Source organism: Phaeodactylibacter xiamenensis (genome assembly GCF_965229835.1).
Lineage (GTDB): Bacteria > Bacteroidota > Bacteroidia > Chitinophagales > Saprospiraceae > Phaeodactylibacter > Phaeodactylibacter xiamenensis.
Map to the genome: position 1 here is coordinate 4,601,086 of NZ_OZ245931.1, position 14,192 is coordinate 4,615,277.

Below are 14,192 nucleotides of genomic sequence, written 5' to 3' on the forward strand. Positions count from 1 at the left end.
ACATGATCATCAATCTAAAACACGAGCCTTTATCTGCAGAGCGCGCCTTAACCGCAGCACCGGGAGAAGTGCCTCTGAAAATAGTGCTGCCTCTGGCCGCCGGTCCTCACCTGGAGCAGGCCTTACAAGGCATTGCTGACTTCTGGAATACGTCTGCCAATGACCTTCAGGAGCGCTTCAAAGGCGAGGCCGGGGAACAAATCAACTACTTCTCCAATCAGTACGACTGGTACTTGCTGGGACTGGGCGAGCAGCCCTCCTACGCTGATACGCTGAAAACGGTACGATCATTTGCTCATAAGCATAAGCGAAAGCTGCCTGCACATATGGGCATCAGCTTTTTGCATCAACCGGTAGCTGACTTACCGGTGCTCGCCGAGGCTGCCGTGAGCGGTTTGTTGTTAAGCACACTGCCCACTGGTACTTACCGTCAGGAAACAGAGCCGCCTCACCCATTTGCTTCTGAGGAAGCGCAACTCACCCTCTTCCTCCCCGAAGATCAGGCCGAAGCGGGCCGGCAAGCCGCAGAACGTGCCCTGCACCTTTCTGAAGCACAACTGTCAATCATTGGGCTGGTCAATGCACCCAGTAACAAAAAAACGCCGGCTATGCTGGCCGATTGGGCGGTGCAGTCCGGGCGCAAGCACGGCTATAAGGTCACGGTATTCGATAAGCCAGCCATTGAGGAGCTGGGTTTGCACGCCTTGCTGGCGGTGAACCGGGGCAGTGAGGAGCCTCCCCGTTTTATCGTCATGGAATACCAGCCAAAAGGTGCAGCCGGGCCACTGCCTAAAGTCGGCTGGTGGGTAAGGGCGTCACCTTTGATACCGGAGGCGTTTCCATCAAGCCTTCCACCAATATGCACTACATGAAGAGTGATATGGGTGGTGCAGCCGCTGTATTGGGTACTATGGAAGCCGCCGCCCGACTGCAACTCCCGGTACACCTGATCGGTATCGTACCTGCCACTGACAACTGCGTGGATGCCAATGCCATCAAGCCGGGCGATGTGATTGATTCTTACAGCGGTAAGACCATCGAGGTGATTGATACCGATGCTGAAGGACGCCTGATTTTATCGGATGGAATCGCTTACATGCTCAGGCATTTTGCCCCCGATACACTTATTGACCTGGCCACGCTGACGGGCAGTGCCGTACGCACCTTTGGGTACCACGCCGCCGCGCTGTTTACCAATAATACGGAGCTGGAGCAGCACCTCAAAAGCGCAAGCGAGGCGACCGGAGAGCGCTTGTGGCCACTGCCCCTCTGGGAGGTGTATGAAGAAGACTTGAAATCGGACGTAGCCGATGTGCGCAACTTCAGCGGCCGCCCGATGGCGGGTGCGATCAATGCCGCCAAGTTCCTGGAATTTTTTACGGAGGAGCACCCTCGCTGGGCGCACCTGGATATCGCCGGGGTCGCTTTCGGGGATTCAGAATTTACCGTGCAAAAGAGCGCCACCGGCTATGGCGTGCGCCTGCTGATTAACTTTTTGGAACAACTGAAAACCGCATAAACCCATCGCAGCCATAGGGCTCCGAGCAACCTAAACACCATGATGCGACCACTGACTTTCCTTTGCGTCACCTGCTATCATAAAGGGCAGGACTTCCTGAGTGCCTGCAAAGCTGCCGGCAATACCGTGTACCTGCTTACGGCCAAAAACCTGGAGCATGCCGAATGGCCCCGCCACGCCATTGATGAGTTTTTTTACATGGATTCCGATGAGAATACGCCGGAGAACTTCGCCAACCTGGAACAGGGGCTGGCCTGGCTGATGCGCAGTAAAAAAATTGACCGCATTGTAGCCCTCGATGATTTCGATGTGGAAAAAGCGGCCTTCCTGCGCGAGACGTTCCGGATACCGGGTATGGGGCAGACCACCGCCCGCTACTTCCGCGATAAGTTGGCGATGCGCATGAAAGCGGCGGAAGCAGGTATTCCGGTGCCGCCATTTTCGCCCCTCTTCAATGATGAGGAGATCACGCATTATGCGACTACGGTGCCTGGCCCCTGGGTCGTCAAGCCACGGGCAGAAGCCTCCGCTACCGGCATCAAGAAGGTACATACACTGGAAGAGCTCTGGCAGGTCGTCCACAGCCTGGGCGACAAACGCCACGAATACCTGGTGGAGCAGTTCAAGCCCGGTGCGGTTTACCACGCCGATGCGATTACGGTAGATGGGAAAGTCGACTTTTGCCGGGTCTCCAAATACCTGAATACACCCTTTGAGGTCGCACACGGGGGCGGTATATTCAGGTCGGCTACGTTGCCTCTGGGCAGCGACGATGACAAGGCGGTGCAGAAGCTGCACGCCAAAGTGATGGACGCTTTTGGTATGCAGTTTAGCGCCTCGCACACGGAGTTCATCAAGTCGAATGACGATGGACAGTTTTACTTCCTGGAAACGAGCTCACGGGTAGGCGGCGCACACCTGGCAGAGATGGTGGAATACGCTTCTGGCATTAACCTGTGGGCGGAGTGGGCAAGGCTCGAAACCGCAATGGCCAAAAAGCAGCCCTATGAGGCCCCACAGGCCAAAGAAGATCATGCTGGCATTGTGGTCTCTCTTTCCCGATTTCAGCACCCCGACAGCTCTGGCTTTAACGATCCGGAAATTGTGTGGCGTCTACGGAAAAAACACCACATTGGGATGATCGTACGTTCTTCTGATCTGGATCGTATACATGCCCTGCTGGATGACTACGCCGGGCGCATCCACCGTGATTTCCACGCAAGTGCGCCGGTGCCGGACAAGCCCATGGATTAGTATTGTCTGCTTTGTGTTAGCGGTTGCCTAAGTCGAGGATTTGATCCGCTAGCTCTTCGGAGTTGATGATCACCCGGTTGCCTTCCACTACAATAGCGCCATCCTTGAGGTGGCCACTGTTGAAGTAGAGGTAGATTTTATCGGCATTGATTTTGTGGTTGTAAAACTGGTTGAGGGTCTTTTTATCGAAGCGGAACTCCTTGTCCATTTCTACCTGATGGTCTTGGAGGTACTGTTGAGCCGGATTTTCATTTCTGTAAAACTCCTGCTCGAATTCTTCGATGTTGATAACTTTCTGGGGGCTGCTATTGGCAAACTGCAGGACCTTCTCGTGGAACTGTTGCTGCGGCATGGCTTCCCCGGTTTCTTCATCGACGGGCATAGGCAGCTCATTGACCATTTCCAGAAAGGTATTAGTCAGGTCGCGGCTGCTTTCCGGCCGTTCCAGCCCAATCCACTGAATGAAGTATTCGGAAATGGCTTTCTGGCTTTTGGCGTGCTTGATCAGCTCCACGCAACGCCCCTCGCCGGCCTGGAATTTGCCAACAAGAATACGGCAGGCCATGGCCAGCTTTTCGGTATTGAGATAGGTAACGGTATTGAGTGCGAAAGCTTCTGCCTCCTCTTTCTTGGAAAACACCACGCCCTCCGTATCCCGCACCAGGAAGATGCCCATCACCCGCTGATTGGTCAGTTCTTCGGTATAGTCGATGTAGACGAGGTAGCCACCTTTGGCACCCAACACGCCCTGCAGGGTCAGTTGCAGTGCATTCATGGTTTCTCTGGAGAAGGAAAGAAAAGCTTCCTCCGTCATGCCGCCATCGACAAAAACCTGAAAGTAGCCCGGGAACAGGGCGTCTTCCGGAGAGCTGAGGTAGCCCTGTAGGGTGTCTGCTTTGCGGACAAAAGTATCGTGCAGCTTATCGGAAAGCGCCTGTGCCCGCTCTTCAACCGGCAGGCAGTACTGGCTCATAAAAACCTTCGCGCCGCTTTCGTCAGCTTCCTTCTGCAATTCGTGAATAGCGATATGGTGGATAACGGTAGACATCCGGTATTTTTTGCCAAAGGTAGGAATATTTTGAGTGCGCCGTAAGCCTGATTGGTGTGTTGCCTGAGCTGAGCAGCAAAAACCTGTGATTGTTGAATAATGCCCGCTACTCTGCTAACTTTACAGTAAAAAGCACCTGTGAAAGCATTAAAAATCATCGGCATACTACTCGCCGGGCTCGTCGTACTCTACCTGCTGGGCCCCAAACCTGCCCCGCCTCAGCTACAGGCTCAGCTGCCTAATCTCACGACTGCCATCGCTGCACTTGGAGACAGCATCGCCAACGCTGAGCAGGCCATTCCCAACCTGAAGCCCAACAACGAAGCCCGCATCATCTGGGCCGATAGTCTGCCCCGCCCAACCGAATATGCTTTGGTCTACCTGCCGGGCTTTACGGCCACTTACGTGGAAGGCGAACCGATTCACCGGGAATTCGCTGCACGCTACGGGTGCAATCTCTATGTGGCCCGATGGCGCGACCACGGGCTGGATGTGGAGGACAAATTATTGCATTATCACCCGGACTCTGTACTGGAAACCGCCGCCCACGCTCTTGCAGTCGGGCACCGGATTGGGAAAAAAGTCATACTCATGAGTACCTCCACCGGAGGGACGCTGTCCTTGTTATTAGCCGCACAGCATCCGGAACTGGTGGATGGGATTATCGCTTATTCGCCCAACATCCGCATCAAATCGGAAAGCGCAAAGGTACTGACGATGCCCTGGGGGCTGCAGATTGCCCGGCAGATGGTAGGCGGAACCCACCGGCATTTTGATGCGGAAGAGGAGTTCATGAAGTATTGGTACAATCATTACCGGCTGGAGGGTCTGGTGCAGCTGCAAAACCTGGTGGAGCACGGTATGGTACCCGAAACCTTTGCTGCGGTCGAAGCCCCTTTTTTCCTGGGCTATTACTTCAAAAATGACAGCATACAGGATCAGGTCGTTTCGGTTCCGGCTATGCTGGAGATGTACGATCAGTTGAGCACGCCGGAGCCGCTAAAAAGAAAAGTCGCCTTTCCCAACGTTGACAATCACGCATTAGCCTCCTACATAGGCTCGAAGGACCTGGACCACGTCCGGCAGGAGACCTTCCGGTTTGCGGAGGAGGTATTGGGGCTTGAGGCTGTGGCGAAACAAGTTGAAGACGCTGTGAAAACCGCTTCCGATTAAAACCAGAATGCGGGGTTGTTTGTCTTTTTTAGTATTCCAAAACCTAAAACCAACGACGATGCGCCTGACCAATATCTTACTGGCTTTATGCCTGCTTCCATTGCTAAACTGTAGCACGGCAACTGATACTACGGATACGGAGCCTGCGAACGACGACCTTGCCATCATGGCCTACTACGTAGCCAACGACCGGTTCCCACCGGGCGATCTGCCCCTCGACAAGCTCACCCACATTATTTATTCCTTTAGCAATATTGTGGATGGGAAGATGGCATTTACGAGTCCGGGGCACGATTCGCTCATGCGCGTCCTTGTTGCACAGCGCGAAAAACACCCCGACCTCAAAGTCATGATTGCCTGCGGGGGCTGGGGAGCTGATGGGTTTTCGGACGCCGCTTCCACGCCGGGCACCCGGGATACTTTCATCCGCAGCACCATTGAGTTCCTGAAGCGCTATGACCTGGACGGCCTGGATATGGACTGGGAGTACCCGGCGATTCCGGCTGCAGGTACAAGGGCGCGCCCCGAAGACAAACAAAACTTCACCTTGCTGATGAAAGGCCTGCGGGAAGCGATGGATACGCTGGACCGTTCCCAAACGCTGACTTTTGCCTCAGCAGGCTGGGAGCGCTACTACTACAATATTGAGACGGTAGAGGTAATGAAGTATGCCGATTACATGAATATCATGACCTATGATCAGGTGGGCGGGCGTTCACCGGTTACCGGGCACCACACGCCCCTCGGGTTGATTGAGGAGTCTGACCTAGAGGGGCTGCCTATTCTGGATACGGTAGCTAAGCGGCGGGAAGAAAGGCCGGAGGCGGAGTACGACTGGTCGCCACGTTCGGCTAAGCGTATTGTGAATTATGTGAAAGGCCTGGGGGTAGACCCTAAGCAGCTCGTTATTGGCGGTGCATTTTACGGCAGAGCCTGGAAAGGTGTCCCATCAGCCAACAACGGGCTTTACCAACCTAACAAAGGCGTGCATACCGGTTGGCTGGATTATGGGGCTATCCGGAAGGAATATGAAGATAAGAATGGATTTACCCGGCACTGGGATTCCGTAGCCCTGGCGCCTTACCTGTTCAATCCGGCGGACAGCATATTCATTTCCTACGACGACCCGGAGTCAGTAGCACTCAAAACGGACTACGTGCAGGAAGAAGGGCTGGGCGGCATTATGTTTTGGCAGTTGAGCAATGACACCCGAGAGGCGGGGAGCCTTCTGAATGCCATTTGGGCTGCAGCTCAGGATTAACCCCAGCTGGCTATACCGAAGATAGCGAGTACGACAAGCGAACCCACGAATATCCAGAAAAATACGCCGAAGAGGGCGATGGCAGTCGTATCCTGTTTAGGGATATCGGGGTCTGTTTGCTGTTGCATAGTGTTGCCTTTAGACAGCTGTCTTTGGTTGGCTTCTCCTACTGCGCCGAAGAGCAGGACGATGAGCAGGCCCACTACGAGGAGGTCAATCCACGCCACACCGTACCAGAGCGGTCCGATGGGCGTCACCCAGATGCTGGTCACCCAAATCGCGAGGGAGAGCACCGCAAACAATGCCCAAAAGCTATTCCAGGGACCGGGCGATTTGGTTAGCCGGGTGAACAAAAGTGAAAGCAGGAAAGCAATGGTCAATGCAAAGGCGAGTGAATAAAATCCCATTTTCATTTGGTTTTGATGGTAAAATGTACCTTTTGAACGAGACTGAAAACGGGATGTTCGAAGCGATCCTTTTGCTAAATTCTGATTATCAATGGGTTATTCTTTTACGAAAATGCCGCCGCTCATCCGGTACCGGTGACTGCCAATGGTGATCAGCTGCCCTTCATTGACGGTTTTGAGGGTTTCGATATCTTCGGTGAGGGTGTGGATGGAGCCGCCCGTAGCCCATGCAATTTGCAGGTAATCTTCGTTAATGCCGTGGTCGAGATTGCCGGCGAGCACAATTCTTACCGGTGTGCGGAGTTGGGGCAGCAATTCCATATCCCGTACATCGCTGTAGTTGTCGGCGATCAGGACAAGCTCGTCTCCCTCGCCCATCATGCGCATGGCTTCGAGCAGGGCTTCAATATCGTTTTCCTCAGACTCGCCCCCGCTGCCTCCGTTCGTAGTGGATTGCATGGTCTGCAACAGGGCGGGCATATCAGGTATTTCGGTAGTATAAAACCCTCCGGTTGCTCCAATTGGCTTTTCGGGCTTCCGGTCGCCATCGTTGAAAAAGAGGTAGCGGTTTTGGGCCCCGGGCACGACCGCGAGGGCATGCCAAAGCAGCACTTCGTCCATATACGGGTGCATACTGCCGGTCAGGTCGGTAACGATGACGTTGCTCGACCACCCGGCCCGGTTGCGGTAAAAAGCCGACTTGACGGATTCTCCGGTCAGCTCATAGAGCTGCTCGTTTTCAGACAGTTGTTCCTGTTCTGCGGCGGCTTGTTCGCCCACTTTTTCCAGGATTTGCTTCATGTTCACCCCGGAGTTCATGAGGAACAGGTAGTCATAATCGCCGGACAGTAATCGCAGAGAATCCCGGGCAGCGGCAATGGAGTCGCGTGCACGGGCGAGTTCATACAGGGAGTCCCTCCTGGCAGCAAGGCGGGCGCGTTCGGCTTCACGTTTCAAAAAGGCTTCCTTACCGATCGTTTGCAGGGTCAGCCGGAGGGTGCCAAGACGGTCATCATCCGGCAATTCAAAACCGGATACATTCGGAACGAAAGCGGTACTGAGTTGTATGCTGTCGCCCCGGGGCAGCATCAGCAGCGCCTGCCCATCCGCTCCGGTGGTTACGGCGAAAACCTTTCCGCTGTTTTGATAATTGAAGTAAATATCTTCATCCGGCAGAGGCTGTTCTTCGAAATTCTTAACCAGCAGCCTTAGCAAAATACGGCTGCGGATGGGCTGTTGGGTGGGCGGCACTTCCTGAAAAACAGTGTCTCCCCGCTCGGTTTCAGAGTAGGTCTTCGGGGTATAAAAAAGCGTATAGCGGCTGCGCACATAGCCGTCATTCAGGGTCTTGACTTCACCGAATGCCGGCTGATCTTTTGCATTGACCTGGTAGGAAGCGCCTTTAGGCAATAGAAAATAGGCCTGCCCGCGGCTGTTGGTGACCGCCTGATAGACCACTCCCGGTTGCTCCGGGTTGATGAGCCAAAGAGGCATGTCTTTCCAGCTCTGCCCCTGCATGTCTGTCACTTTCAGGCTCACCTGACTGTGGGTGGCGGTCGCCTCAGGGGGCGTGGAAGGTTGAATGAGGGTGTCTGCGGGCTGAGTGTATGCCTTGCCCATAAGCAGTATGGGCAGGCAGATCAGGAAAAAGTGGCGCATGGTTTCAGGGTTTATTTTCCAAACGCCAATTCCCGGGTTTCAGTATTAGCGCCGGGCCTTTAACCCGTATTGCTTCAGGATTTTCCGGGCCAAAGAAGCCTTATGCACCTCGTCGGGACCATCGTAAATACGTGCGCCCCGTTCCTCCCGGTAAAAGAAGGACAGGATGGTATCGTCAGTAATGCCCAATGCGCCGTGGACCTGTAGTGCCCTGTCGACCACCCGCTGCATCACATCTGCTACAAAGAATTTGATGGTGGAAATTTCAGTGCTTGCCGCCCGCTGCCCCTCTTCCTGCATCTTGAGCGCTGTGTGGAGCACCATATATCGCGAGGCATCGATTTGGGCCCGGCTTTCGGCAATCCAGGACTGGACCATTTGCTTTTCACCGAGCATGCGGCCTTCGCTTAGTTCGCGGGTAGCGGCCCGCCGGCACATCATATCAAAGCTGCGTTCGCAGATACCGATCCAGCGCATACAGTGGTGAATGCGGCCGGGGCCCAGGCGTTCCTGCGCGAGTTTAAAGCCTTCTCCCTCCCTGCCCAGGAGATTGGAAATCGGTACCCGCAGATTATTAAATTTAACCTCAGCGTGGCTATGCCAGCCCTCGCCGGCATGGCCCATGATGGGAATGTTTCGGACCAGCTCAAACCCCGGCAGGTCAGTGGGCGCGAGGATCATGCTTGCCCGGGCGTAGGGTGATTCCGCCTCCGGATTGGTAACCGCCATGATGATGGTAAAGGAGGCGCCGTCGGCGGCGGTGGTAAACCATTTGTGCCCATTGATGACGTACTCGTCGCCTTCCCGTACGGCAGTAGTGCCTAGACGCACCGGGTTGGAACCCGCATAAGCCGGTTCTGTCATCGCAAAGCAGGAGCGGATGTCGCCGGCCAGCAGGGGCTCAAGGTAGCGTTCGCGAATATCCGTACTGCCATACTGCAGCAGCAGCTCAATATTCCCGGCATCCGGCGCCTGACAATTGAAAGCCAAATGCCCAAAGGGCGAAGTGCCAAGGAGTTCGCTCAGTTGGGCAAATTCTGTCAGTTTTAGTCCGGGGCCGCCTTCTGCTTCGCTTAGTGCAGCATTCCAGGCACCGGTGGCTTGTGCCTGGGGGCGAAGGGCGCGGATTTCCCGTTCCACTTCACGGAAGGGCGTCCGCAGCCATCGGAGCTCGTTGGGATAGATGTGGTCATGAAGGAACTGTTGCACCGGCTCGTAGAGCGCTTGCAGTTTGGGGCTTGCAAAAGTGGCAATCATAAGGCAGTTTGGTTAGGGTGGTTTGGCAATGGATTGCCAAGATAGGGAAAAGGAAGATTTATTTTTTGATGCGGACTGGCCAGTCGCTGTGAGTAGTTCCCTGTACATAAATATCGCGCCAGCTGCCGTCCCAGGGGTAAATCCTTCGTTTAAGTTTTTCCCACTCCATTGCATTGGACAAAATTGGTTACGGTTGCAAGATATGCAGCTCCTCCCTGATCCTACTAAAAAGGTTCAGTGCTATTTTACTTGGATAAGATTTAAGGTTAGAACGCCTGCGGATGGTCTTGTTCGCCAAGGCTTTTCACCCTTTTGTAAATATCAATGAGTGCTAACTCGCAATCGAGCGAATAAAGCGGCAAAGTTTTGTCAAGGCCAAAGGCGCTTGAAATACGCCAAAGTTGATCATCCTCTTTATACCAGGATTGAATCTTAGGAATGGTTTGCCACACTAATACATACTCCTTAAAGGATGGGATGCTGCGGTAAGCTTAAAATTTGTCCGTACTGTCATATTGTTTTGTGCTTTCGGATAGTACCTCAATTATAAGCAGCGGATTTAGCAGCATGGTTTTTCCGGAAAGTTCCTCTTCTCCGCATGCCACAGTACCAATCGGGATATACGCAACGGTTAAAAGCAGGGATATACACTTGCTGGTCACTGCTGAATACCGCACAGTCTTTATGATTCTTATCCAAAGCGGAATAAATAGCTGTCCCGATGCTGTTGGCTATCTTATTGTGCGCAGGAGCGTCACCCGCTATGGCAATGATTTCTCCATCCCAGAACTCGTGTTTAGTGGTCGATTGTGCTTCTTCTTCCAGATAGACCTGAAGCGAAGCCGGACGTTTAGCGGACTGCTCTGCAATTGGCATACTCACTTGCTTTATACGGTTTCGTCGGATGGTTTCGGCACCGCATAGTCGCCCATCAGTTGGATCAGCTCCCGGATCATATCTTCGGGCGTGTAACAATTCGCCAGAGAGATATCCACCAGCTTGCCGTCTTCGAAGAGGAGGCCGCTTTGGGCATCGAGTGTATTGTTAATCGATATATCCACGTTCTTTGCCAAGCCTAGACTCTGAATCGTTTTGTACAGTTCTAGTGTCGCTTGTTCATTGCTCTTTTCTGCAAATAATGATACCATGTCATCTTAAAATTTTATTGCCTGGAGGCAGCAGCATCTCATCGGGTTGGAGGCTGTTTTGCTTAATGATCAATCGGCGTTCGTGGCTATTCTGAAAAAGCATTAGCTTTACATATTCCGCTACTAAAACTTCAAAAATACTACCTCTGTGTTCGACTAGATAAAATAAATCAGGTGCAGGCAGAGTGTTTCGGTAGCGTTCTTTTTTAGTGGCACATGTTTGACCTATTTTAAAAGTCTGACCATAATTGAGAGTTACCACTGGCCTCGTTTTACAAGTGTAGCATTCATAAGGCCTGGAATTCAGCACATACAAGCGATACTGATGGCAATTCCCAAACTTTGATACCGCTGCCTCCATCAGTGCTTCATAAGCTTCCTCCGTAATATCATAATTATCCAGATCAATATCCAGTTCCCGGGCCAGATTCTTGGCAGCCGATGCTGTTGCAGCTTGGTACACTTCTGTTGATGCCTCAATTCCGATCCTTTGTTGCATTAAGGCATCAATCGAATCAGCGCGCTTTGCAGAAGTGCTAAGCGTAGCGTAAACTGTTATCAAGATGAGCAAAAGAAATAAAACGGCCAATGGAAGCGGCCACCTCTCTTGCTCTGGAAGTTGAAGGGCGCGGTTCATAGGTTTTAGGGTTGTTACATAAGTCTAAAGTTATGAGGTTTTCTCCATTTTTTTCAACTATTTTGATTTGTTTTACGGCTTTTGTTCACAAATTAATGACGACAGCGTTCCATGAACTGTTTTTAATACTAAACACATAGCAGAACCAAAACGAGTATCTGTGTTTAGCCTCAGCTACAGGTAAAGGGGGGAAAGCCCAAAAAGAAGCCCCGGATGGTTCTGACCCGGGACTCTTTTCTGTTTTAGTGGTTATGCCCTTCGTGATCGTGCCCATGGCCGTCCTCGTGGTGGTGGTCATCGCCTTCCTCATGCATATGCCCGTCTGCCGGCATATTTTCATTCTTCACATAGTCCATACCGCACACGGGGCACTCTCCCGGCTCATCACTGCCGCTGCCATCGCAGTGCATTGGGCAGATATAGGCAGAAGTGTACTCCGGGCCCTGCTTGTCCGCATCAGCTTCCATATGATCTCCATCGTGCATGTGCCCGTCTTCGTGAGTGTGCTCGGTCTGATCGGTAGCCGCCTCGTCGCCGGCTGTATCGGCATTGCCGCCGCAGGAGACGATAAAAAAGGACAGTGCCAGAACAGGCAGGAGTCTGATAAGAAACTTGTTGTTAGTCATGATCATTGAATTGATTGTTAAGGCCTCCCGAAAGAGGCGGTAAAAATTGGTTTACGAATTTACTCTTTAGTCAGGGTTTCTTCTACGGTGCCGCAAGCCAGCATTTCATCTCCAAAGTAAGGATTGCGGATTTCTTTCGCGTCACTGATCCAGTCTGCTCCTTCCCAGTCGAAAGCCATCGGGCAGTGCTGCACGTAGTAGGTTTGTTGTGCTGCTCCGAATGCCTTCACCGTACTGATAAGGGCCTGTGACAGGAAATCAAACTGAGTGCGTTGTTCTGCGACTGCTTCCGCTTCGGCGATCTGCTTGCTGTGCGCAATGAGTGCGCCGCGTTGCTGCCGCCAGTATTCCAGGGCCGCTCCGGTTATGCCATCGCTGTTAATGCGTTCTACTTTGTCCGTAAAAGCTTTTGCCTGTGCGGCTGCGGTCTCGGCATTGGTGGCCACCAGCGCATCTTTGAGGCGAAGGTAAGCTTCTATCGCTGCCCCTAATTGCTGTTTGAAAGCAGTGGATGCAGCAGCCCGGTAGTCGGGGGCCTCCTCCTTCGGCTCTGCTCCTTTGATTTGGATGTCGCGGTTCATCATGCTCGCCTGATTGTTGAGCTGAGCAGCGGCATCAATGGAGAAATTGCCGTAGGTAACCACTTCTTCGCCGGCTTCCAGCCCGTCAATGACCCGGTAGCGGTCGCCGAGTGCTTCGCCCAGCTCTACTTCCCGGTACTGAAAGGTAGGGATGTCCGTATCAGGCAGCTTGACGTACACCACCGAGCGCTCGCCGGTCCATAGCACGGCAGATTTAGGTACAGTAAGCGCCACTTGCTCCCCGGTAGCTGCGGCCCGCAACTCTCCGGTGACGAGCATTTCCGGCTTGAGCTTTCCGTTGGGGTTGCGGATTTCTGTGCGAATGGCCACAACCCGCCGGTCTTTGTCGAGGATCGGGTCAATGAAGGTGACCCTTCCGGAAAAGCGCTGTCCCGGCACAGCAGGGGTGGAAAAAGTGATCCGGTCGCCCACCCCAATTTGCGGCAGGTCTTCCTCGTAGGCATCGAAAACCACCCATACGGTGCTGAGGTTCATCAGGTCAAACAGCGGCTCTCCCTGCGCCACATAGTCACCAACGGCTACCCGCCGTTGAGTGACTACACCGCTTTCCGTGGCGGAGAGCGGGAAAGTTTCCTGTATTTCGCCGCTTGCTATGATTTCATCAATCTGCTCCGTGGAGATTTTCCAGTACCGGAGTTTATTGCGGGCGGCTTCCGCCAATTTGGGGTTGACCTCCTGTAGCCTGACTGCTTCCAGCAGTTCGCGTTGTGCCGTGATCAGGTTTGGTGCATACAGTTCCGCCAGCTTTTGGCCTTTGGAGACCTGCTCGCCGGTGAAGGAGACGTATAACTTTTCAATACGCCCCGGCACCTGAGCCACCTGACTTGAGGCCCGGCGCTCATCGGCCTGCACCTTGCCGCTGAGTTGCAGCGCAGTGCCCGACTCGGCAGCCGACTCCCTGACTATCGTAGTTTGGATATTGGCCAGACGGGCAGCCTCCCGGGTCATCTCAAAGTTGAGCGGGTCGCTGGAAGCCATCTCGCTCTGTTGGATCAAGTCCATACCGCATATCGGGCAGTCGCCCGGCTCTTCCCGGCGAACCTGCGGGTGCATAGAGCAGGTCCAGGTGGTGCCTGCTGAATCCGCTGATTCAGCTGCGTGTTGGTGTTCCGCGGTTTCAGTTGCTGTACCGCCGAAGAGGAGGTAACCGGCACCCAGACCTACCAAAAGGGCGATCAGGATGAGGAGGGGAACTTTTATTTGTTGCATGGTATTATTAGTTTAGACCTTAAATGTTGCAAATGATGACGCTAAACATATCTGACCAAGTTCTGCAAGCTTCCGGATTGACAGAAGAGGAATTGACGCTGGAAATATACCGACGACGAAGTAGTTTGGGACCAACCATGACTTCGTGTCGGCATATACTCGTGCGTCGGGTTTGTGCATTACGCCCAAACCTCTCCGTTCCGAGTATAGCAGTAGCTCTATATCAGCGCGAAATATTGTCTTTAGGCAAAGCTGCTGATTTTGCTGGTCTGCACCGCATGGCCTTTCAAGCCGCGCTGTACGAGCGGAAGGTGCCGATAAATTACAGCGTAGAGGATTTGGAAGCCGACCTGAATGCCCTGGATCGTATACTGCCTTCATAGTTTTGCGCT

The 14,192-nt window shown here is 53.3% G+C and carries 15 protein-coding genes; 6 read left to right on the plus strand and 9 right to left on the minus strand.

What is annotated here, in order from left to right; translation table 11 throughout:
- Positions 1 to 2 precede the first annotated feature (2 nt).
- From ACO08I_RS17625 to ACO08I_RS17635, 3 genes are read left to right on the plus strand one after another with little or no spacing between them, the layout of a single operon-like run.
- Entirely contained in the window at positions 3 to 872 is an 870-nt protein-coding gene (locus tag ACO08I_RS17625) for a hypothetical protein (protein ID WP_421946630.1), read from the plus strand.
- Entirely contained in the window at positions 860 to 1,519 is a 660-nt protein-coding gene (locus ACO08I_RS17630) for a leucyl aminopeptidase family protein (protein WP_421946631.1), read from the plus strand. The genes ACO08I_RS17625 and ACO08I_RS17630 overlap by 13 nt, the downstream gene beginning before the upstream one ends.
- A gap of 42 nt (positions 1,520 to 1,561) precedes the next feature.
- Positions 1,562 to 2,773, plus strand: a complete 1,212-nt coding sequence (locus tag ACO08I_RS17635) for an ATPase (RefSeq protein ID WP_345894635.1) — start codon at positions 1,562 to 1,564, stop codon at positions 2,771 to 2,773.
- Positions 2,774 to 2,789: 16 nt separating this feature from the next.
- Here ACO08I_RS17635 and ACO08I_RS17640 read toward each other — a convergent pair whose 3' ends face one another.
- Positions 2,790 to 3,821, minus strand: coding sequence for a nucleoid-associated protein (locus ACO08I_RS17640; RefSeq protein ID WP_282779844.1), 1,032 nt, complete (start codon positions 3,819 to 3,821; stop codon positions 2,790 to 2,792).
- Positions 3,822 to 3,959: 138 nt separating this feature from the next.
- On the opposite strand from ACO08I_RS17640, the gene ACO08I_RS17645 reads away from it, so the two are divergent.
- Positions 3,960 to 4,994 (plus strand): alpha/beta hydrolase, encoded by a 1,035-nt coding sequence (locus ACO08I_RS17645; protein WP_421946632.1) that lies wholly within the window; start codon positions 3,960 to 3,962, stop codon positions 4,992 to 4,994.
- Positions 4,995 to 5,052: 58 nt separating this feature from the next.
- On the plus strand, positions 5,053 to 6,255 hold the full coding sequence (locus ACO08I_RS17650) for a glycoside hydrolase family 18 protein (RefSeq protein ID WP_421946633.1): 1,203 nt from the start codon (positions 5,053 to 5,055) through the stop codon (positions 6,253 to 6,255).
- Here the strand turns inward: ACO08I_RS17650 and ACO08I_RS17655 are convergent.
- From ACO08I_RS17655 to ACO08I_RS17690, 8 genes are all read right to left on the minus strand, one after another.
- Positions 6,252 to 6,662, minus strand: coding sequence for a hypothetical protein (locus ACO08I_RS17655; protein ID WP_282779851.1), 411 nt, complete (start codon positions 6,660 to 6,662; stop codon positions 6,252 to 6,254). The two genes, ACO08I_RS17650 and ACO08I_RS17655, sit on opposite strands and share 4 nt — an antisense overlap.
- A gap of 96 nt (positions 6,663 to 6,758) precedes the next feature.
- Entirely contained in the window at positions 6,759 to 8,321 is a 1,563-nt protein-coding gene (locus ACO08I_RS17660; protein ID WP_421946634.1) for a hypothetical protein, read from the minus strand.
- Positions 8,322 to 8,366: 45 nt separating this feature from the next.
- Positions 8,367 to 9,578 carry an acyl-CoA dehydrogenase family protein gene (locus ACO08I_RS17665; RefSeq protein WP_282779866.1) on the minus strand — a complete coding sequence of 404 codons (1,212 nt, stop codon included), beginning with the start codon at positions 9,576 to 9,578 and terminating at the stop codon, positions 8,367 to 8,369.
- Between the two features lie 540 nt (positions 9,579 to 10,118).
- Complete coding sequence (locus ACO08I_RS17670; RefSeq protein WP_421946635.1) at positions 10,119 to 10,454, minus strand: Uma2 family endonuclease; 336 nt, start codon at positions 10,452 to 10,454, stop codon at positions 10,119 to 10,121.
- A gap of 11 nt (positions 10,455 to 10,465) precedes the next feature.
- Positions 10,466 to 10,639 carry a hypothetical protein gene (locus ACO08I_RS17675; RefSeq protein ID WP_421946636.1) on the minus strand — a complete coding sequence of 58 codons (174 nt, stop codon included), beginning with the start codon at positions 10,637 to 10,639 and terminating at the stop codon, positions 10,466 to 10,468.
- 88 nt (positions 10,640 to 10,727) lie between these two features.
- Positions 10,728 to 11,363 (minus strand): hypothetical protein, encoded by a 636-nt coding sequence (locus ACO08I_RS17680; RefSeq protein ID WP_421946637.1) that lies wholly within the window; start codon positions 11,361 to 11,363, stop codon positions 10,728 to 10,730.
- A 242-nt stretch (positions 11,364 to 11,605) separates the two neighbouring features.
- Positions 11,606 to 11,989 carry a heavy metal-binding domain-containing protein gene (locus ACO08I_RS17685; protein ID WP_421946638.1) on the minus strand — a complete coding sequence of 128 codons (384 nt, stop codon included), beginning with the start codon at positions 11,987 to 11,989 and terminating at the stop codon, positions 11,606 to 11,608.
- A gap of 59 nt (positions 11,990 to 12,048) precedes the next feature.
- Positions 12,049 to 13,800, minus strand: a complete 1,752-nt coding sequence (locus tag ACO08I_RS17690; protein ID WP_421946639.1) for an efflux RND transporter periplasmic adaptor subunit — start codon at positions 13,798 to 13,800, stop codon at positions 12,049 to 12,051.
- Between the two features lie 137 nt (positions 13,801 to 13,937).
- On the opposite strand from ACO08I_RS17690, the gene ACO08I_RS17695 reads away from it, so the two are divergent.
- Positions 13,938 to 14,183, plus strand: a complete 246-nt coding sequence (locus ACO08I_RS17695) for a UPF0175 family protein (RefSeq protein WP_421946640.1) — start codon at positions 13,938 to 13,940, stop codon at positions 14,181 to 14,183.
- The last annotated feature ends 9 nt before the right edge of the window (positions 14,184 to 14,192 follow it).

Excerpts from the sequence above, each read along its gene's own strand:
- ACO08I_RS17695 (WP_421946640.1), top strand. The coding sequence starts at position 13,938 with ATGACTTCGTGTCGGCATATACTCGTGCGTCGGGTTTGTGCATTACGC.
- ACO08I_RS17630 (WP_421946631.1), top strand. The coding sequence starts at position 860 with ATGCACTACATGAAGAGTGATATGGGTGGTGCAGCCGCTGTATTGGGT.
- ACO08I_RS17650 (WP_421946633.1), top strand. The coding sequence starts at position 5,053 with ATGCGCCTGACCAATATCTTACTGGCTTTATGCCTGCTTCCATTGCTA.
- ACO08I_RS17635 (WP_345894635.1), top strand. The coding sequence starts at position 1,562 with ATGCGACCACTGACTTTCCTTTGCGTCACCTGCTATCATAAAGGGCAG.
- ACO08I_RS17665 (WP_282779866.1), bottom strand. The coding sequence starts at position 9,578 with ATGATTGCCACTTTTGCAAGCCCCAAACTGCAAGCGCTCTACGAGCCG.
- ACO08I_RS17655 (WP_282779851.1), bottom strand. The coding sequence starts at position 6,662 with ATGGGATTTTATTCACTCGCCTTTGCATTGACCATTGCTTTCCTGCTT.
- ACO08I_RS17640 (WP_282779844.1), bottom strand. The coding sequence starts at position 3,821 with ATGTCTACCGTTATCCACCATATCGCTATTCACGAATTGCAGAAGGAA.
- ACO08I_RS17670 (WP_421946635.1), bottom strand. The coding sequence starts at position 10,454 with ATGCCAATTGCAGAGCAGTCCGCTAAACGTCCGGCTTCGCTTCAGGTC.
- ACO08I_RS17690 (WP_421946639.1), bottom strand. The coding sequence starts at position 13,800 with ATGCAACAAATAAAAGTTCCCCTCCTCATCCTGATCGCCCTTTTGGTA.
- ACO08I_RS17685 (WP_421946638.1), bottom strand. The coding sequence starts at position 11,989 with ATGACTAACAACAAGTTTCTTATCAGACTCCTGCCTGTTCTGGCACTG.
- ACO08I_RS17660 (WP_421946634.1), bottom strand. The coding sequence starts at position 8,321 with ATGCGCCACTTTTTCCTGATCTGCCTGCCCATACTGCTTATGGGCAAG.
- ACO08I_RS17680 (WP_421946637.1), bottom strand. The coding sequence starts at position 11,363 with ATGAACCGCGCCCTTCAACTTCCAGAGCAAGAGAGGTGGCCGCTTCCA.
- ACO08I_RS17625 (WP_421946630.1), top strand. The coding sequence starts at position 3 with ATGATCATCAATCTAAAACACGAGCCTTTATCTGCAGAGCGCGCCTTA.